18 protein-coding genes are annotated in these 17,049 nt (G+C 64.2%); 13 read left to right on the top strand and 5 right to left on the bottom strand.

What is annotated here, in order from left to right:
- Nucleotides 1–14 precede the first annotated feature (14 nt).
- From xerD to GY791_12175, 4 genes are all read left to right on the top strand, one after another.
- On the top strand, nucleotides 15–890 hold the full coding sequence (gene xerD, locus GY791_12190; GenBank protein ID MCP4329184.1) for a site-specific tyrosine recombinase XerD: 876 nt from the start codon (nucleotides 15–17) through the stop codon (nucleotides 888–890).
- Between the two features lie 114 nt (nucleotides 891–1,004).
- Entirely contained in the window at nucleotides 1,005–2,036 is a 1,032-nt protein-coding gene (locus GY791_12185; protein MCP4329183.1) for a CoA ester lyase, read from the top strand.
- 102 nt (nucleotides 2,037–2,138) lie between these two features.
- Nucleotides 2,139–3,095 (top strand): acetyl-CoA carboxylase carboxyltransferase subunit alpha, encoded by a 957-nt coding sequence (locus tag GY791_12180; GenBank protein MCP4329182.1) that lies wholly within the window; start codon nucleotides 2,139–2,141, stop codon nucleotides 3,093–3,095.
- 5 nt (nucleotides 3,096–3,100) lie between these two features.
- Nucleotides 3,101–3,430: a hypothetical protein gene (locus GY791_12175; GenBank protein ID MCP4329181.1), complete on the top strand. Its 330-nt coding sequence runs from the start codon at nucleotides 3,101–3,103 to the stop codon at nucleotides 3,428–3,430.
- Nucleotides 3,431–3,434: 4 nt separating this feature from the next.
- Here GY791_12175 and GY791_12170 read toward each other — a convergent pair whose 3' ends face one another.
- The 3 genes from GY791_12170 to secA all read right to left on the bottom strand — a co-directional run bounded on the left by GY791_12170 (nucleotide 3,435) and on the right by secA (nucleotide 7,966).
- The gene (locus GY791_12170; protein ID MCP4329180.1) at nucleotides 3,435–4,340 is read right to left on the bottom strand and encodes an EamA family transporter; all 906 of its coding nucleotides are present in this window, start codon (nucleotides 4,338–4,340) and stop codon (nucleotides 3,435–3,437) included.
- A gap of 117 nt (nucleotides 4,341–4,457) precedes the next feature.
- Nucleotides 4,458–5,210 carry a class I SAM-dependent methyltransferase gene (locus tag GY791_12165; GenBank protein ID MCP4329179.1) on the bottom strand — a complete coding sequence of 251 codons (753 nt, stop codon included), beginning with the start codon at nucleotides 5,208–5,210 and terminating at the stop codon, nucleotides 4,458–4,460.
- An 11-nt stretch (nucleotides 5,211–5,221) separates the two neighbouring features.
- Nucleotides 5,222–7,966, bottom strand: coding sequence for a preprotein translocase subunit SecA (gene secA / locus GY791_12160; GenBank protein ID MCP4329178.1), 2,745 nt, complete (start codon nucleotides 7,964–7,966; stop codon nucleotides 5,222–5,224).
- A gap of 260 nt (nucleotides 7,967–8,226) precedes the next feature.
- Here secA and GY791_12155 point away from each other — a divergent pair, with 260 nt between their 5' ends.
- Genes GY791_12155 through GY791_12135 form a run of 5 tightly spaced genes read left to right on the top strand, consistent with a single transcriptional unit; the run spans nucleotide 8,227 to nucleotide 11,573 of the window.
- Entirely contained in the window at nucleotides 8,227–9,078 is an 852-nt protein-coding gene (locus GY791_12155) for a peptidylprolyl isomerase (protein MCP4329177.1), read from the top strand.
- A gap of 40 nt (nucleotides 9,079–9,118) precedes the next feature.
- Nucleotides 9,119–10,348, top strand: a complete 1,230-nt coding sequence (gene argJ / locus GY791_12150) for a bifunctional glutamate N-acetyltransferase/amino-acid acetyltransferase ArgJ (GenBank protein ID MCP4329176.1) — start codon at nucleotides 9,119–9,121, stop codon at nucleotides 10,346–10,348.
- Entirely contained in the window at nucleotides 10,329–10,898 is a 570-nt protein-coding gene (locus tag GY791_12145) for a GNAT family N-acetyltransferase (GenBank protein MCP4329175.1), read from the top strand. Before argJ ends, GY791_12145 begins: the two co-directional genes overlap by 20 nt.
- Nucleotides 10,895–11,299, top strand: a complete 405-nt coding sequence (locus tag GY791_12140; GenBank protein MCP4329174.1) for a (deoxy)nucleoside triphosphate pyrophosphohydrolase — start codon at nucleotides 10,895–10,897, stop codon at nucleotides 11,297–11,299. The genes GY791_12145 and GY791_12140 overlap by 4 nt, the downstream gene beginning before the upstream one ends.
- A gap of 55 nt (nucleotides 11,300–11,354) precedes the next feature.
- Nucleotides 11,355–11,573 carry a DUF3126 family protein gene (locus GY791_12135; protein ID MCP4329173.1) on the top strand — a complete coding sequence of 73 codons (219 nt, stop codon included), beginning with the start codon at nucleotides 11,355–11,357 and terminating at the stop codon, nucleotides 11,571–11,573.
- 17 nt (nucleotides 11,574–11,590) lie between these two features.
- Here the strand turns inward: GY791_12135 and GY791_12130 are convergent, their stop codons facing one another.
- Entirely contained in the window at nucleotides 11,591–12,508 is a 918-nt protein-coding gene (locus GY791_12130) for a methyltransferase domain-containing protein (GenBank protein MCP4329172.1), read from the bottom strand.
- 106 nt (nucleotides 12,509–12,614) lie between these two features.
- Between GY791_12130 and GY791_12125 the strand changes: the two genes are divergently transcribed.
- The 4 genes from GY791_12125 (at nucleotide 12,615) to GY791_12110 (ending at nucleotide 14,883) form a co-directional block, all read left to right on the top strand.
- Nucleotides 12,615–13,331, top strand: coding sequence for a ComF family protein (locus GY791_12125; protein MCP4329171.1), 717 nt, complete (start codon nucleotides 12,615–12,617; stop codon nucleotides 13,329–13,331).
- Between the two features lie 14 nt (nucleotides 13,332–13,345).
- Nucleotides 13,346–13,687, top strand: a complete 342-nt coding sequence (locus tag GY791_12120; protein ID MCP4329170.1) for a cupin domain-containing protein — start codon at nucleotides 13,346–13,348, stop codon at nucleotides 13,685–13,687.
- An 81-nt stretch (nucleotides 13,688–13,768) separates the two neighbouring features.
- Nucleotides 13,769–14,029, top strand: coding sequence for a glutaredoxin 3 (gene grxC / locus GY791_12115; protein MCP4329169.1), 261 nt, complete (start codon nucleotides 13,769–13,771; stop codon nucleotides 14,027–14,029).
- On the top strand, nucleotides 14,026–14,883 hold the full coding sequence (locus GY791_12110; GenBank protein MCP4329168.1) for a carbon-nitrogen hydrolase family protein: 858 nt from the start codon (nucleotides 14,026–14,028) through the stop codon (nucleotides 14,881–14,883). The genes grxC and GY791_12110 overlap by 4 nt, the downstream gene beginning before the upstream one ends.
- Before the next feature lie 15 nt (nucleotides 14,884–14,898).
- Here GY791_12110 and GY791_12105 read toward each other — a convergent pair whose 3' ends face one another.
- Nucleotides 14,899–16,932: an AsmA family protein gene (locus GY791_12105; GenBank protein ID MCP4329167.1), complete on the bottom strand. Its 2,034-nt coding sequence runs from the start codon at nucleotides 16,930–16,932 to the stop codon at nucleotides 14,899–14,901.
- Nucleotides 16,933–17,049 lie beyond the last annotated feature (117 nt).

The raw sequence follows: 17,049 nt of genomic DNA, 5'->3' as shown, positions 1-17,049 counted from the left end.
GCGCATTCCTCGAAATGGTCGTCGCCGAGCGCGGCGCATCGGCCAACACCGTGGACGCCTATCGCCGTGACCTGGAGGGGTTCATCGCCATCGCGACGGCGCGCGGGGTCGCGCTCGACGCCGCGGCCGACGATGACGTCCGCGCCTACCTGGACGCCCAGGCGGCGGCCGGAATGACGAGCCGGACCGTCGCCCGCCGCCTGTCGACGCTGCGCCAGTTTTACAAGTTCCTGTTTACCGAGGGCCTGCGCGCCGACAACCCGACCGCCGCCATCGACGCGCCGCGGCGCGCGCAACCGTTGCCAAAAATCCTCTCGATCGACGAAGTCGACCGCCTGTTGGCGGCGGCGCAGGCCCGCGAGGGAGCCGAGGGCGCGCGTCTAGTCGCCTTGCTGGAAACCCTCTACGCCACCGGCCTGCGGGTGTCCGAGCTGGTCGGCCTGCCGCTGGCCGCGGTCAGCCGGGATCAGCGGTTTCTCATCGTTCGCGGCAAAGGAGAGAAGGAGCGCGCGGTCCCGTTGAGCGACCCGGCGCGCGACGCGTTGGTCGCCTACCGGGCGGTCCGCCGGCGCCACCTCAAGGGCGGTGCCGAATCGAAATGGTTGTTCCCGTCGCGGGCGGCGAGCGGCCACCTGACCCGCCACCGCTTCGGCCAACTGCTCAAAGAACTCGCCGCCGCTGCTGGAATCGAGCCGCGGCGGGTATCGCCCCACGTCCTGCGGCATGCCTTCGCCACCCATTTGCTCGACCGCGGCGCCGACTTGCGCAGCGTCCAGGAGATGCTGGGGCATTCCGACATTTCCACCACTCAGATCTATACCCACGTCATCAGTGAACGGTTGAACGCCCTGGTCCGGGAGCACCACCCGCTGGCGCGGAAGCGCAAATAACGCCCCGGCCGCCTGCGGCGGGTTGACATCCGAGACGCCATCGGCTCTTTTCAGCGACCTTGTTTCTGAGGCGCCTGGACGAGCGCCGCCGCCGCCGCCAAGAGAGGGGTAAGCATGAGTTTTCACATCGTTTCCGCCGCCACGGCGCGACTCAACCGCAGCGAACTCGCGGTGCCGGGGAGCCGACCGGAGCTGTTCGAAAAGGCCGCGAAATCGGCTGTCGACGTCATCTTCCTCGACCTTGAGGACGCGGTCGCGCCGGATGACAAGGAAGCGGCGCGCAAGAACATCATCGAAGCGCTCAACGATATCGACTGGGGCGGCAAGGTGATGTCGGTGCGGATCAACGGGCTCGATACCCACTACATGTATCGCGATGTGGTCGACGTCATGGAGCAGGCCGGCGACAAGCTCGACCTGATCATGATCCCCAAGGCCGGTACGGCAAGCGACATCTATGCCGTCGACATGCTGGTCACCCAGATCGAGGACGCCAAGGGCCTCAAGAAACGCATCGGCTTCGAGATGATTATCGAAACCGCGCTCGGCATGATGAACGTCGATGAAATCGCGGCCGCCAGCCGGCGCAACGAATCGCTCCATTTCGGCGTCGCCGACTATGCCGCCTCGACCAAGGCCCGGACCACCAATATCGGCGGCCCCAATGCGCATTACGGCGTTCTCACCGATGCCGATGGCGATGCGCCGCGGGACTTTCATTGGGGCGACATGTGGCACTATGCCATCGCCCGGATGGTGGTCGCGGCGCGCGCCAACGGGCTGCGTCCGATCGATGGCCCGTTCGGCGATTTCTCGGACCCCGAAGGCTTCCGCGCCCAAGCGCATCGGGCGGCGGTCCTGGGCTGCGAGGGCAAATGGGCGATCCACCCGGCCCAGATTGCACTCGCCAACGAGGTCTTCAGCCCGTCCAAGGAAGAGGTCGACAAGGCGCGCCGCATCATCAAGGCGATGAAGGAGGCGACCGCGAAGGGTCAGGGAGCAGTCGCACTCGACGGCCGGCTGATCGACATTGCGTCGATCAAGCAGGCCGAGGTCATGATCAAGAAAGCCAGCCAGATCAAGGCGATAGGCAAATCCGCGGCGGGCAAACCGAAGGCCGGCAAGCGCCGCTCAAAAGCCAAGTAGATGGACAGGTTGCCGCGGCGACCGATATAACGGCGGATCGAAGGGGACGCGGCGCGTCGGCGAAGACGTCGGGGCTGCGCTCCGTGGTGACAGCGGAACGACATGCCGACATTTCTCGACTTTGAGAAGCCGATCGCCGAACTCGAAGGCAAAATCGAGGAGCTGCGCCATCTCAGCGATGACGGCGAGTTGAATATTGCCGACGAAGTATCGGACCTGCAGGAAAAGGTCGAACGGCTGCTCAAGCAGACCTACGCCAAGTTGACCTCTTGGCAAAAGGTTCAGGTCGCACGTCATCCCGACCGGCCGCATTTCCTCGACTATACGAAAATGCTGATCGAGGATTTCACACCGCTCGCCGGCGACCGCAGCTATGCCGAAGACGCGGCGATCATCGGCGGTCTCGGCCGGTTTCGCGGGCGGAACGTAGTCATCATGGGCAATGAAAAAGGCCACGATACGGAATCGCGCGTGCGCCACAATTTCGGCATGGCGCGGCCCGAGGGCTATCGCAAGGCCCAGCGGCTGATGCGGCTTGCCGATCGCTTTCGCCTGCCGATCATCACCCTGGTCGACACTTCGGGCGCCTATCCCGGCATCGGCGCGGAGGAGAGGGGACAGGCCGAAGCCATCGCCCGATCGATCGAATCGTGCCTGTCGATGCGCGTGCCTCTGATTAGCGCGGTCATCGGCGAAGGCGGATCGGGCGGAGCGATCGCACTCGCCACCGGCGATGCCGTGTTGATGCTGGAACACGCGATCTATTCGGTGATTTCTCCGGAGGGGTGCGCGTCCATCCTGTGGCGCAGCTCGGAGCAGGCGCAGGATGCCGCCGAGGCGCTGAAGCTGACGGCCCAGAATTTGTTCAAGCTGGCGGTCATCGACCGCATCGTCGAGGAGCCGCTCGGCGGGGCGCATCGTGACCCGGCCGAAACCATAACGCGCGTCGGAGATGCGCTCGACGGTGAACTTGTTAAGCTAGGGGCGGTGGACGGTGACGAGCTGCGGTCGCGCAGGCGTCAAAAATTCGTAGCCATGGGTCAGAAGGGGCTAGGGTGACCGCTATGGTGTTTAAGGTTACATCGCTGATGATGGTGATGATCGCGTTGGTGCTCAATGACTGCGGACAGAACGAAGGCATCGATGAGGCCGCGCCGCCGCCGGAACGCCCCGGCAAGGAGGAAATTTGCATTGCCGGTACGCTGACCAGCGAAGGCGTCGAATGTCCTGCCTTCCGCAGCGACAAGGGTGATCTTTACAGCCTGCTCGGCGACATCGAAGGCGTCGATACCGGCGATCCGATCTGCGTCTGCGGCGCGCTGGTCGAGCTTTCGACCTGTCAGCAAGGCCAGACCCTGGCGATCAATTATCTCGATATCGGCTGTCCGCAATAGTGCTCTAGGCGGCGATCTGCGGCGCGGCCGCCACGGCACGCGACGGCCGGGTGAGGACCACAACGTTTCCGGCCAGGATCAGGACCACTCCGGCCAGCGCCCACGGCGTCCATTGGTAATCTTCGAACAGGGTCGAAAGGCCGAGGGCGATGATCGGGAATATGACCGTCACGTAGGACGCCCGCGGCGCACCGATGCGGCCCAAAAGGGTCAGGTAAGACGCGAATCCGATGACCGTTGTGAAGACCGCGAGGAAGGCCAGCGAGCCGATATATGCGGGCGAGGGGTCGAAACGCCACGGCACGCCGACAGCGAAGGCGAACACGGTCAGGGCAATCGCTCCATAGGCCATGGCGATGCCGCTTGTCGCCACCACCGGCAGGCGGTGAGACTGCAGCCGCGTCGAAACCATGTTGCCGAGGGAAAACAGATAGGTCCCGGCGATCCCGTAGATGATCGCCAGGCCGTTCGCATCGTCGATACCGAGCGCCCGGATATCACGCCAGAAAACGACGACGATCCCGGTTATTCCGAGCATAGCCGCGATCACCACCCGGCCATCGGCGCGGTGGCCGAGCCATATGCGCGCGTTGATCAGGTTCATGATCACCGATGTCGAAAAGATGACGGCGATCAGCCCGGTGGTCAGACCGAAAGCGGCGGCTTCATAGAACAGGACATAGTTGCCCGAGAACATGGCCAGCCCGAGAATCGCGAGCAGGCCGTGTTCACGGAGTGAAAAGCGAAATTTTTCGCCGCGCAGCGCCGCCCACGTGATCATCAGTGTCGCCGCGACGGCGAACCGGTAGAGCACCGACAGGACCGGTGGCATAGTCTCGACCTGGAGGATGATCACGATCCAGGACGTGCCCCAAAACAGCACCACGATGAGGTAAAGAGCCAGGTTCATGACCGCCGCTCGATGCCGAGAAAAATCTATTTCTGCTTACAGCATTCCTCGGCGCGAGTCGCCCGTCGCGCATGCATGGCAGCTATACGTCAAGATGCCGGTGGGTCCGCATCAGCGTCATCGCGGCTTGCTGGCCGACAGGATGGCGTGGCCGGCCACCATCCAGTGGAGATCGGCTTCGACAAAGCCGGCTGCGGCGAGCAAATCAAAATGCTCGGCCACCGTCGACGGCTTGTCGCCCGGCTCGTCGTCGGGATAGAGGAAATAGTTCCAGTGCCGGTCGTCGAACGATCGAGCCGCACGGTCGTCGCCGTGGAGGGCTTGCGACCGGACGGCGACCTCGGCCGTCCAGCAAGCGGCCGACACCTCCATACCCGTCTCCGAGGCGGCCAGCATCAGGTCGGCGATGACGAAACGTCCGCCGGGCCGAAGTGCTTCGAATAAGTCTTTGAATAGATGTAATTTCCCCCTGCCGTCGAGGTGGTGGATGGCGAGCGAGGAATAGATTGCCGCGGGCCGATCGTCGAATCTTCGCCAATCGTCCGCCTTGAGGTCGAAGTGGCGGAATTCGATGCGGTCCCGATGGTCGATGCAGAGTGCGCGGGCGTGATCGATCATGGCCGGCGAGCCGTCGAAGGCGACAAGGCGGATGGCGGGCGCGCGTTCGAGCACGGCCTTGGCCAGCTCGCCGGCGCCGCAGCAGAGCTCGACAATCAGGCCGGTCGGGGCCGCCGCGGCAATGAGATGACAGACGATATTGTGCTGTCGTTCGCGCTCCGGCGTGAAAGCACGGCCGACCTCGATGAAGAGTTCCGAATCGGCCTCGGTCCAGGTGGCGTCGTCGGCCGGCGTATCGGCGGGATCGCCCACCTCGCCGCCCGCTAGACCTTACCGTGACAGTGCTTGTATTTCTTGCCCGAGCCGCACGGGCAGGGCGCGTTGCGTGGCACTTTGCCCCAGGTCGACGGGTCGTTGGGATCGACGATCGCCGAAGCGCGGCGACTCACCGGGCGCGTTGGCACCGGCCCGTCGGTGCCCGTGGCCTGCCGCGGCACCGCGGCCTCGTCTGCCGCCTGCAAGGCCGGATCGATGCGGGTCTCGTGGATTTCACGCGGTTCGCTCGGCTGCGGGATGGCCGCCACCGATTCTTCCGAGCGAATCTGCAGGTGGAACAGGAACCCGGTTACCGTCTCGCGCAAGCGGCCCAGCATGTCCTCGAACATGTTGAACGCTTCGCGCTTGTATTCGTTGAGCGGGTCGCGCTGACCGTAAGCGCGCAGACCGACGCCCTGCCGCAGATGGTCGAGGGATAGCAAGTGGTCCTTCCACAGTTGGTCGAGGATCTGCAACAGCAAGGATTTCTCCGCCACCCGTATCACGCTGGGGCCGTAATTGGCGGCTTTTTCGGCCATCTTGCGGTCGGCTTCGCGGCGGATCCGTTCTTCGATCTCCTGATCGGCGATGCCTTCCTCCTGCGCCCAGTCCTTGATCGGCAGGTCGAGCCCGGTCAGGCGCACGGTTTCCTCGTGCAGGGTGTCGATATCCCATTGCTCGGCATAGGCCTTCTCGGGGATGCACTTGGTCACCATCAACGAGACGACCTCGTGGCGCATGTCCTCGATGGTGCCGGAGATGTCCTCCGCCTGCATGACCTCCTTGCGCTGCTCATAGACGACTTTGCGTTGGTCGTTCATCACGTCGTCGAACTTGAGCAAGTTTTTGCGGATCTCGAAGTTGCGCGCCTCGACTTTTTGCTGGGCTTTTTCGAGCGCCTTGTTGATCCAGCTGTGGACGATCGCCTCGCCCTCTTTGAGGCCGAGCTTTTGCAGCATGCCGTCCATGCGATCGGAGCCGAAAATGCGCATCAAATCGTCTTCGAGCGAGAGGAAGAACCGCGACGCGCCGGGATCGCCCTGACGGCCGGAACGGCCGCGAAGCTGGTTGTCGATGCGCCGGCTCTCATGGCGCTCGGTGCCCATGACGAACAGCCCGCCGGCTTTCCTGACGACATCCTTGGCGGCTGCGATTTCGGCACGGATATCGGCTTCGATGCGGGTGCGCTCGGCCTCGTCGGTGACGCCGTCCAGTTCCTCGGCGAGGCGCATCTCGATATTGCCGCCGAGTTGAATGTCGGTGCCGCGCCCGGCCATGTTGGTGGCGATGGTCACCGCGCCCGGCTTTCCGGCCTGGGCGATGATTTGCGCCTCTTGCTCGTGGTAACGGGCGTTGAGGACGCTGTGCGGCACCTTTTCCTGTTTCAACTGATCGGCCAGAACCTCGGATTTCTCGATACTGACGGTGCCAACCAGAATCGGCTGTTGCCGCTCCCGGCATTCCTTGATCAGTTCGACGATCGAGCCATATTTCTCCTTCGCCGTGCGATAGACCTCGTCGTCCTGGTCGTCGCGGATGCAGGGCAGGTTGGTCGCGATTTCGACCACTTCGAGCTTGTAGATATCCTCGAACTCGGAGGCTTCCGTCATCGCCGTGCCGGTCATGCCGGCGAGCTTCGGATAGAGCCGGAAGTAATTCTGGAAGGTGATCGAGGCCAGCGTCTGGTTCTCGACCTGGATTTTCACGCCCTCCTTGGCCTCGAGCGCCTGATGCAGGCCTTCCGAATAGCGCCGCCCTTCCATCATGCGGCCGGTAAACTCATCGATGATGATGACCTTGTCGTCCTTGATGATGTAGTCGGTGTCGCGTTCGAACAATTTGTGGGCGCGGAGTGCCTGGTTGACATGGTGAACGAGCGACACGTTGACGATGTCGTAGAGGCTCTCGCCCTCCATCAAGCCCGCTTCCGCGAGCAACTGTTCCATATGCCCGGCGCCATCTTCGGTCAGGGTGACGGCGCGCGATTTTTCATCCTTTTCGAAGTCCTCCGGAGCCAATTTGGGGATCAGGACGTCGACCGACTTGTACATTGCCGAAGAATCCTCGGCGGGGCCCGAAATGATCAGCGGCGTGCGCGCCTCGTCGATCAGGATGCTGTCGACCTCGTCGACGATGGCGAAGTTGAATGGGCGCTGGACCATTTGGTCCAGGCTGAACTTCATATTGTCGCGCAGGTAGTCGAAGCCGAATTCGTTGTTGGTGCCGTAGGTCACGTCCGCGGCATAGGCCAGGCGCCGCTCGTCGTCGTCGAGGCCATGGACGATGCAGCCGACATTGAGGCCGAGGAAATTGTAGATACGCCCCATCCACTCCGAATCCCGGCGCGCCAGATAGTCGTTGACGGTGACGACATGGACGCCGCGGCCGGCGAGCGCATTGAGATAAACCGCCAGGGTCGCGACCAGGGTCTTGCCCTCGCCCGTCTTCATTTCGGCGATCATGCCGCGGTGAAGAACGATGCCGCCCATCAACTGAACATCGAAATGGCGTTCGCCGAGGACACGCTTGGCAGCCTCGCGCACGGTGGCAAAGGCGTCGACCAGGAGGTCATCCAGTTCTTCGCCTTGGCCGAGCCGCTCGCGCAGCCAATCGGTGCGGGCCCGCAATTGCTCGTCGGTCAGGTCTTGGACCTCCGGCTCGGTCGCGTTGATCGCTTCGACGTCGCCGAGCAACCCCTTGAGATAGCGTTCGTTCGCAGAGCCTAAAAATCGCCGAGCCAGATTACCTAACATATCGTCCAATCACTGGAGCAGACCGCCGAGTTGGGAACGCCTCGACCTCATCCGATTGCGGTTTTCCGCGGAGGTGAGTGACAGATAGGGGGCCCAAACCGTCCTGTCAACGACCAACCCACGGCGCCCTATCGACGCCTCATTTCGGCGTTCTCTTGTGCCGAAGTCCATGATGTGCATGATGCGGCCGGGAACCGGGCCTATCGTCGGCCGGGCGGCCGCAAGCGTACGCCGCCATACTGATTCGGGGGGTTGAACCCATGTTGTTTCGCCACATTCCTGTCGTCGGCCTGACCGCGTTATTGATGGCCGGGGCCACGGTCGCGTCCGCCCAGGACAGCGAAAATCCGGTCGTCGGCCGGGTCAATGGGCAAGAAATTCGCCAATCCGCGATCATTGCCGCCCATGGCAGCTTGCCGGCCGAATACCAGGCGATTCCATTGGAGCAATTGTACGGCATCCTGCTCGATCGCACGATCGATGACTCGTTGATCGCCGATCGTGCCGGCGATCTCAACTATGCCGATGACGAAGAGGTTCAGGCGCGGCTCGATCAGGCCAGGAGCCAGGTCTTTCGTGAGATCTACTTCACCCGCCTGGTCAACGAGAAGGTGACCGATGATGCTCTCGACGCGCGCTATCAGGAGGCGTTGGCGGATATCCCGGCGGTAGAGGAAATCCGCGCCCGCCATATCCTGGTCGAAAGCGAGGACGAAGCGGTGGCGATCATCGCCGACTTGGCAAAGGACGGCGCTGACTTCGAAAAGATAGCGGAAGACAAATCGATCGGTCCGAGCGCTGCCCAGGGCGGGGATCTCGGCTATTTCACCGCCGATGTCATGGTGCCCGAGTTTGCCGACGCCGCGTTCGCGCTGGAACCGGGCGCGGTCACGCCGGACCCGGTGAAGACGCAATTCGGCTGGCACGTCATCAAGGTCGAGGATCGGCGTGAAAAGGCGCCGCCCGGCTTCGAAGAGATGCGCGAGCAGTTGTTCAACGATTTATCGCAGATCGCGATCGCAGAGGGTATCGTCGATCTGCGTCGAGGCCAGGAAATAGAGCGCTTCGAGTTCGACGGTTCGCCGATCGAGGAAACGCCGACACAGGAATAAGCGCCCGGCCAAGACCGGGTGCGGGCAAGGAAGGGGATCCGTGGCCACACGTTCGCCGCTCGCACCGGAAGCGTTCCCAAATCTCCGGCCTCTTTCCGGCGTCCGCGCCAAAGGGATCGGATGCGGGATCCGATATAAGACACGCAAAGACCTGCTGTTGGTGGAACTGGCCCCAGGATCGACGGTGGCCGGGGTGTTCACGCGTTCGTTGACCGCCGCGGCGCCGGTGTTGTGGAGCCGCCAGGCCATGGCCAAGGGCCGCGTGCGGGCCGTCGTCGTCAATTCCGGCAACGCCAACGCCTTTACCGGCCGCCGTGGCGAGCAAGCGGTTCTGGACACGGTCTCGGCGACGGCAAGGCTCGTCGGCTGTCGGCGACACGAGGTGTTTGTCGCCTCGACCGGGGTTATCGGAGAGCCGCTACCGGTCGGGCGCATCGTCGCCGCATTGCCGAAATTGCGGCGACAGCTTTCGGGACGCGCTTGGCTGAACGCCGCCGAGACGATCATGACCACCGACACTTTCCCGAAGGGCGCAACGCGAACGGCCGTGATCGGCGGAGCGCGCGTGCGTTTGAACGGGATCGCCAAGGGCTCCGGCATGATCGCGCCGGATATGGCGACGATGTTGGCCTTCGTTTTCACCGACGCCAAGATCCCCCCAACCGTTTTGCAGCGCATGCTGACGCGCGCCAACGCGCGTTCGTTCAATTCGATCACGGTGGATGGCGACACCTCGACCAGCGACACGGTCCTGCTCTGCGCTTCCGGACAGGTACGTCATGCCCGCGTTTCGGCAGTGACCGATCCGCTGTTGGCGGATTTCCGAAGCCAGCTCGAGGATCTGCTGCAGGATCTCGCCAAACAGGTCGTGCGCGACGGCGAGGGCGCGCACAAGCTGGTTACCATCGACGTTGCCGGCGCCGCATCCGAGGGCGCGGCGCGGCGGATCGGCCTGGCGGTCGCCAACTCGCCCCTGGTCAAGACCGCCATCGCCGGCGAGGACCCCAATTGGGGGCGCATCGTCATGGCCGTCGGCAAGGCCGGCGAGCGCGCCGACCGCGACCTCTTGACCATCCGCATCGGCGGCATCGACGTCGCCCGCGACGGCGGCCGTGTGCCCGACTTCGACGAGGCGCCCGTCGCCGCCCATATGAAGGGCGAGGAGATCCATATCGAGATCGACGTCGGCATCGGTCGCGGACGGGCCCGGGTGTGGACCTGCGATCTGACTCACGGCTATATCTCGATCAATGCCGACTATCGATCCTGAGCTCTGTTCCGGCGACACGATCCTGACTTCGGCGCGGCTCTGCCTGCGGCGGCCGGTTGGCGGCGACGCGGAAACGATCGCCAGTCTTGCCGGCGACCCCGAGGTGTCCAGGTTCACCGCGCGCATTCCCCATCCCTACACGGTCGGCGATGCCGAGGCCTTTCTGGTGACCGCTGACGATGGCTGGAACGATGGTCGTGAACGCATTTTCCTGATCACACTGCGCGAACAGGGAACGGCGTTGGGCATGATCGGATTGATTCTCGGCGACGAGGCCGGGTGCGCGGAAATCGGGTTCTTTCTCAGCCGCGAATACTGGGGCCGCGGGTTTATCGTCGAGGCGGTTGGCGCCGTTCTTCGATATGGGTTCGAGAATTTGGCGCTCGACCGGATTCGCGCCAGTGTGGTGCCGGAGAATTCACGTTCCCTGCGCGCCCTGGAAAAGGCGGGCCTGGTCTTCGTCGGCCGCGAGATGGAGGAGGCGCCGGCCCGCGGTCGGTGCTGGGAGGTGATGGTCGGCGAGATCGCTCGCCCGGATTGCCGGCCATGACACTCCCCATCATCCTGGTCGCGGCGGTGGCGTTGATCGACAGCGACGGCCGCGTTCTCCTGCAAGAACGTCCGCCGGGCAAGACGATGGCGGGCCTATGGGAATTCCCCGGCGGCAAGGTCGCACCCGGAGAGACTCCCGAAGCCGCGCTGATCCGGGAACTCGACGAAGAGCTCGGCATCGATACGGTGGAGAGCTGCCTGGCCCCGTTCACGTTCGCGTCGCACGCCTACGACGATTTTCACCTCCTCATGCCGCTCTACGTGTGCCGGGTGTGGAAGGGCCGGGCGCAGTCACGCGAAGGCCAGCAATTGGCCTGGGTCCGTCCCAACCGCATCGCCGACTATCCGATGCCGCCCGCGGACCGGCCCCTGGTGGCGATGTTGCGCGATCTTCTGTGATGGGCAGCGCACCGCTTTGCCATTATAGTGCCGGCATGAAACTGGGGAGAAATCCGTGAACCCATCGGAAATTCAACGGGTCCAACACTACCTGCGGCAGAAGTTTCAGCTCGACAACTTGAAACTCACGCCACAGAAGGGCAAGGACGACTCCGTCGAGGTTTATCTTGGCGATGAATTCATCGGCGTTATCTACCGCGACGATGAGGACGAAGATCTATCCTACGACTTCCACATGAGCATCCTCGATATCGATCTCGCGTCCGAGATCTAACCGAACACCGGACCGGACTATGGCTTGCGCCGCGGCGTTTTGTCGCCGGCCGGCCGTTCGTCGGCTCCCAAGGCGTCGGCGAGGCGCGTCCGCGCCGAACCCGGCCGGAGCGGTTGTTGTTGGGACTCTATATCGGGCGCCCACCCGGTCAGGTAGATGACCTGGAACGTGGCGCGGATGCGTCCCGCCGCGTCGCCGAATTGGGTTGCGTAGATGGCGGCGGCCCGGGCCAGGACATCACGCCGGGTGAAACCCAGCGGCCGCTCCCGCACGGCGCTGGTTTCGCCCATGCCACGCAAGTCGCGCATTAGCGCCATGGCGTCGGCATAGGTCACCGTCACGGTATCGGTATCGACGACCGGCAAGGCGAACCCGGCCCGCTGCAGCAGCCCGCCGGCGTCGCGGACGTCGGCAAAAGGCGAAACCCTCGGCGCGGCCCCGCCGCTGACCTTGAGTTCCGCATCGAGCAGCGCGCTGCGCAACTCATGCAGGGTCTCGCCGCCGAGCAGGCTGGCCAGGAACAGGCCGTCGGGGCGCAGCATGCGGCGAATCTGGATCAGCGCCCCCGGCAGGTCGTTGACCCAATGCAGCGACAGGTTGCTGAGCACAAGATCGAGACTGTGATCGGCAAAGGGCATGAATTCTTCGTCGGCGGCGACACGCAGGCCGCTCGCGCGCTCCGCCATCTCAACCGCGAGGTCGGTTTGGATCAGGGTGTCGATGCCGCCGCGGCCGTGAAGGACGCCGCCGATCTGGCCGCTGTGGCAGCCGACGTCGAGGGCCAGCGGGAACCGCCGCTTGACGTCGACCAGGCGGTCGGCCAGCCGTTCGGCGATTTCGCGGATCAGGAAATCGTGGGATGCCAGGCAGGCTGCCGCCCGTCGACGATGACGGCGGACGACGGCACGGTCGAAGACTTGGGCCGCATCCTGCATGTTTTCTATATGGCATGAGCGCGACGGCATTGACAGAATCGCCGGAACGGATTGACATCGGAAGATGACCCGTTCTGTTTCGACCGGCGCAGTATCACGGTACCGGATGGGCCGTGTCCTCGATGTCCTGTTCCCGCCGAGGTGCCTGAAATGCGGCCTCAGCGTTGACCGGGCGGGGGCGTTGTGCGCCGGTTGCTGGTCCGAAATCAGGTTCATCGCGCCGCCTCTGTGCGCGGCCTGCGGGCTGCCGTTCGATCACGACCCGGGCCCCGACGCGCTGTGCGGGGTCTGTTCCGCGACGGTGCCGCCCTTCGACCGCGCGCGCGCCGTATTCATCTATGGCGAGGAAAGCCGCGATATCATCCTCGGTTTCAAACACGCCGACAGGACACAGGCGGCGCCCGCGTTCGCCGAATGGATGGCGCGATCGGGCGCGGCCTTGATCGCCGATGCCGATATCATCGCGCCGGTGCCCCTGCATCGCCGGCGTCTGTTCTCGCGCCGCTTCAACCAGGCTGCGCTGTTGGCCCGTTACCTCGCGCCGCGGGCGCCCGGCCTAGTGGTCCCCGACCTGCTGATTCGCCATCGCGCCACGCCGTCCCAGGTGCGCATGAATGCGAGCGCCCGGCGCCGCAACGTCAAGGGCGCATTTGCCATGCGGCCCGGCAACCAAATCGACGGAAAGCGCGTGCTGCTTGTCGACGACGTTTACACCACCGGGGCGACCGTGGCCGAATGCGCCCGCGTCCTGGTGCGCGCCGCCGCCAAGGCCGTCGATGTCCTCACCCTGGCGCGCGTGGTGCGCGCCGGCGAACCGTTCTGAGATGGAGTAGCAACATGACCCACAAATGGCATTTCCGGTGGCAGGACGGCGAGGCGAAGTTGCCGGGGCCGGACGGCGAACGGTTTACCGTCATGTTCGAACACGGCAGCCTGGCGTTGGAGGTCTACGCGCCGCGCGGCTCGGACCCGCAACAGCCCCATAGCCGCGATGAGCTTTATGTCGTGGTCCAAGGCAGCGGCACGTTTGTCGTCGGACAGGATCGCCTGGCGTTCGGTCCCGGCGATGCCCTGTTCGTGCCGGCGCACGAAACCCACAGGTTCGAGGATTTCTCCGAGGATCTCGCCGTGTGGGTCATGTTCTACGGGCCCGAGGGCGGCGAGGCGGCCAATCCCTAACCGCGCCGTTTTCATTCGCCCCGACGCGTCCTATATTCAGCGGGTGAGTGCCGCAGCGGTGCGCCGGAGAAATCAAGTTCGATGCCGAAAGTGACCATCTATACGGCCTTTATGTGCCCCTATTGCAGCCAAGCGAAGAAGTTGCTGAAGGGCAAGCTGGTCGAGTTCGATGAGATCGACGTCACGTTCAGCCCGGCGAAGCGGCAGGAAATGTTGGATTTGGCCGGCTCTCACACGGTGCCTCAGATCTTCGTCGATGGCGACCATATCGGCGACTGCAATTCGCTCCACGCCCTCGAGCACAACGGTGATTTGGACCGCATCCTGACGGGGATGCCATGAGCGACAGCTTCATCGCGGCCTGCGTGCAGAATACGGCGGGGCGGGAAATCGAGCCCAATCTCGAACTGACCTGCGCGCTGATCCGCGAGGCCCATGGCCGCGGCGCGGCGTTCGTGTGCTTGCCGGAAAACGTCACCGCGATCGAACTCGACGACGCCCGCAAGGTGGCGCGGGCGCTCGACGAGAAGGATCACATCGCGATGCCGGTCTATGGCGCCTTGGCGGCGGAGCTCGGGATCTGGCTCTTGATCGGATCGCTGACCTGCCGTGCCGGTGCCGACAAGGTCGCCAATCGTTCGATCCTGCTCGATGCGAGCGGCGACGTGGTGGCGCGCTACGACAAACTTCACCTGTTCGATGTCGACCTGCGCGGCGGCGAGGCCTATCGCGAATCGGATTCGGTGGCCCCCGGAGACCGCGCGGTGCTGGCGCCGACGCCGTGGGGGCTGCTCGGCATGACGGTGTGCTACGATCTTCGCTTTCCTCAGCTTTACCGGACCTTGGCGCAGGCTGGCGCGAGCTTCCTGTCCGTGCCCTCGGCGTTCACCCGCACCACCGGGCGCGCCCATTGGCATACGCTGCTTCAGGCGCGGGCGATCGAAACCGGATGTTTCGTCTTCGCGCCGGCCCAGACCGGGACCCACGAGGCCGGGCGCAAGACCTACGGCCATTCGCTGATCGTCGATCCGTGGGGCGAAATTCTCGCCGACGGCGGCGAAGACGTCGGGGTGGTCACCGCGACCATTGATCCGGCGCGGGTCGCCGAATGCCGCCGCATGGTGCCGTCGCTGTCGCACGACCGACCGTTTGCGGCGCCGGAATTGCCGGCTGTTGCCGGGCAAAAGCGCGGCTGAAGTTTTCTATTTTTCCTAGTCGCCGAACAAACTCTTCAGGCCCTCGGAAATTCCTTCGCCGACGTCCTCGACGGCGCCGCCGATGCCCTCGGCCGCGTCTTCGACAACCGTTTTGTCGCCATCGGCGGGGGCCCCTTCGGCGGCTTGCTGTTGCGCTTTTTCGAGGGCGACCAGACACGGATTTTGATCGCTGCCGCTAAGCTGCGAATCGCCGATCATGCTCACGATCGCCGGGATCGGCATAAAAACGGTGCCGGCGATCTTGGCGGCGCCGACCGCCATGGCGGCGGCATCGGGGCTCGCGGAAGGCTGCGCCAGCGTGCCGTGCACATTGAACGCGGTGGCCAGGCTGGTCAGGTTGACGCCCTTCGATTCGGTGTCGAAGGTGAGGTCGATTTCCTCGGTCTTGAGATCGATGGTGCCGCCGCCGAGGATGGTGAACGCGTCGGTGTCGACGATGAGGGCCTTGCTGGTCGCAAGGCCGTCGACGATGTCGAACTTGATGGCCAGGCAATTGAGTTTCATTTTGTCATCCTCGCCCATCATCGGCGACAGGATGTCGTCGAGACCGGCGGCCGCGATGCGGAACAGGCGGTCGTCGATGGTGCCCTGGCCGCGGACGATCTCGAGGCTGCCGTTGAGGCCGGAGGCGATCGCCCGCGGCGACGCCCCGGCGCCTTGGATCGCCGCTTTGCCGTCCAGTTTTCCGGTCACGTCCTGGCTCAGGTCCATGTCCTTCAACAAGCGGCCGAAATCGATGGCGCGGGCGTCGAGGCGCGCGTTGATCCGTGGCGGACCTTTGGAATCGTTGAGATCGAGGTTGATGTCGACGGTGCCGCCGGACAATCCGGTGACGAGCGGCGACAGGGTCAGTCGCCCGTTTGCCAACTTTATCGCCGCGCGTAGATTCTCGGCTCGGAGGCCCGACGCGAGAATCGCCGATCCGATGCGCAGTTCGAGGTCGGCGTCGACCGCATGGAGGCCGTCGAGCGGCAGGGGGTCCTCGGTAAAGACGAAGCGCCCGGCGGGGGCTTCGCCGGCGGCGTCTTTTGCCGGCGGAGCAAGGCTCGTCAGGTCGAGCGTTTCGACGGTCAGCGCGCCATTGATCGCGGGCCGGGATTCGCCCAAGACGAGAGCGATATCGCCGGAGATATGATTGGGGCCGAGACGGGCATCGATTTCAGAGAGGCCGATATCGGCGCCGCTCTTGACCAGTTTGGCCGACAGGTCGATCGGGCCAAGGGCGGGGGCATCGGCGCCCGCGATCGCCGCCAATTTCGCCAGGCTGTCGCCTTTCACGCTAATGCTCGCCTCTACGCCATCGCCCGATAACGGCTTGGCGGCGGATCCGGCGACCGCGAATTCGGCGCCCCCGATCATGCCCTTGAGATCGACCGCATAGGGACCCTCGTTGAGGGTCCGCAGCGCGCCGATCGTGCCCTCGGCGGAGAAGTCCGTCGCGTCATAGGTTCCGTCGACGGCGAGTTGCACCGGACTGCTCATGCTTTCGGCGGTGGCGGTCAATGATTTGAGGGCGAGGGATTGCGTGGTCCCGCTGCGGCCGTCCTTGAAGCTGACCGATCCGTCCTGAATTTCGACCCGGTCGAAGCTGGCGAGCTCGATCTCGTCGTCGCCGCTCGCTGCCTCGGCCTCGGTTGAATCGAACTCCCAGTTGCCACGCCCCTCGGCATCGGTTTCCAGCGATATTCGGGGCTCGACCAGGATCAGGCGCTCGACCCGAATTTCGCCGCCGAGCAAATCGGTCAGCGAAACCTTGAGATCGAATTCCTTGACCGTGACCATCTCCGCGTCGCCGGCCCATTCCGCGTTGGACAACGAGACGTCTTGAATGCGGATGGCCGGGGCCAAGGATATATCCAGCTCGATGGGTCCGGCGATGACGAGGTCGCGACCCGTCGCCTTTTTGGCCTCGGTGCGCACGATTTCGCGCAGATCATCGAAGTTGAGCGTCGAAAGGTAGGCAATGATGCCGCCGACGGCGACGATGACCACCGCCGCCAACCCGAGCAAGATCCATTTAAGTTTCACGACCGAATCCTTTCCGCTGCCAACACCCTACAGTAGCACATTCCGCCGTCGCCGTGGGCTCGTGCGGCCGCCGTCGGCGATCGGCCGGACCGATAGAAAAACGCCCCGCCGGTTATT

Source organism: Alphaproteobacteria bacterium, assembly GCA_024244705.1.
Classification (GTDB): domain Bacteria; phylum Pseudomonadota; class Alphaproteobacteria; order JAAEOK01; family JAAEOK01; genus JAAEOK01.
The sequence above is the reverse complement of the archived record's forward strand: the minus strand, read 5'-3'. Positions and strand labels throughout refer to the sequence as shown.

Excerpts from the sequence above, each read along its gene's own strand:
- GY791_12125 (MCP4329171.1), top strand. The coding sequence starts at position 12,615 with ATGGGCCGTGTCCTCGATGTCCTGTTCCCGCCGAGGTGCCTGAAATGC.
- secA (MCP4329178.1), bottom strand. The coding sequence starts at position 7,966 with ATGTTAGGTAATCTGGCTCGGCGATTTTTAGGCTCTGCGAACGAACGC.
- GY791_12155 (MCP4329177.1), top strand. The coding sequence starts at position 8,227 with ATGTTGTTTCGCCACATTCCTGTCGTCGGCCTGACCGCGTTATTGATG.
- grxC (MCP4329169.1), top strand. The coding sequence starts at position 13,769 with ATGCCGAAAGTGACCATCTATACGGCCTTTATGTGCCCCTATTGCAGC.
- GY791_12170 (MCP4329180.1), bottom strand. The coding sequence starts at position 4,340 with ATGAACCTGGCTCTTTACCTCATCGTGGTGCTGTTTTGGGGCACGTCC.
- GY791_12130 (MCP4329172.1), bottom strand. The coding sequence starts at position 12,508 with ATGCAGGATGCGGCCCAAGTCTTCGACCGTGCCGTCGTCCGCCGTCAT.
- GY791_12120 (MCP4329170.1), top strand. The coding sequence starts at position 13,346 with ATGACCCACAAATGGCATTTCCGGTGGCAGGACGGCGAGGCGAAGTTG.
- GY791_12140 (MCP4329174.1), top strand. The coding sequence starts at position 10,895 with ATGACACTCCCCATCATCCTGGTCGCGGCGGTGGCGTTGATCGACAGC.
- GY791_12175 (MCP4329181.1), top strand. The coding sequence starts at position 3,101 with ATGGTGTTTAAGGTTACATCGCTGATGATGGTGATGATCGCGTTGGTG.
- xerD (MCP4329184.1), top strand. The coding sequence starts at position 15 with ATGGTCGTCGCCGAGCGCGGCGCATCGGCCAACACCGTGGACGCCTAT.
- GY791_12185 (MCP4329183.1), top strand. The coding sequence starts at position 1,005 with ATGAGTTTTCACATCGTTTCCGCCGCCACGGCGCGACTCAACCGCAGC.
- GY791_12145 (MCP4329175.1), top strand. The coding sequence starts at position 10,329 with ATGCCGACTATCGATCCTGAGCTCTGTTCCGGCGACACGATCCTGACT.
- GY791_12110 (MCP4329168.1), top strand. The coding sequence starts at position 14,026 with ATGAGCGACAGCTTCATCGCGGCCTGCGTGCAGAATACGGCGGGGCGG.
- GY791_12180 (MCP4329182.1), top strand. The coding sequence starts at position 2,139 with ATGCCGACATTTCTCGACTTTGAGAAGCCGATCGCCGAACTCGAAGGC.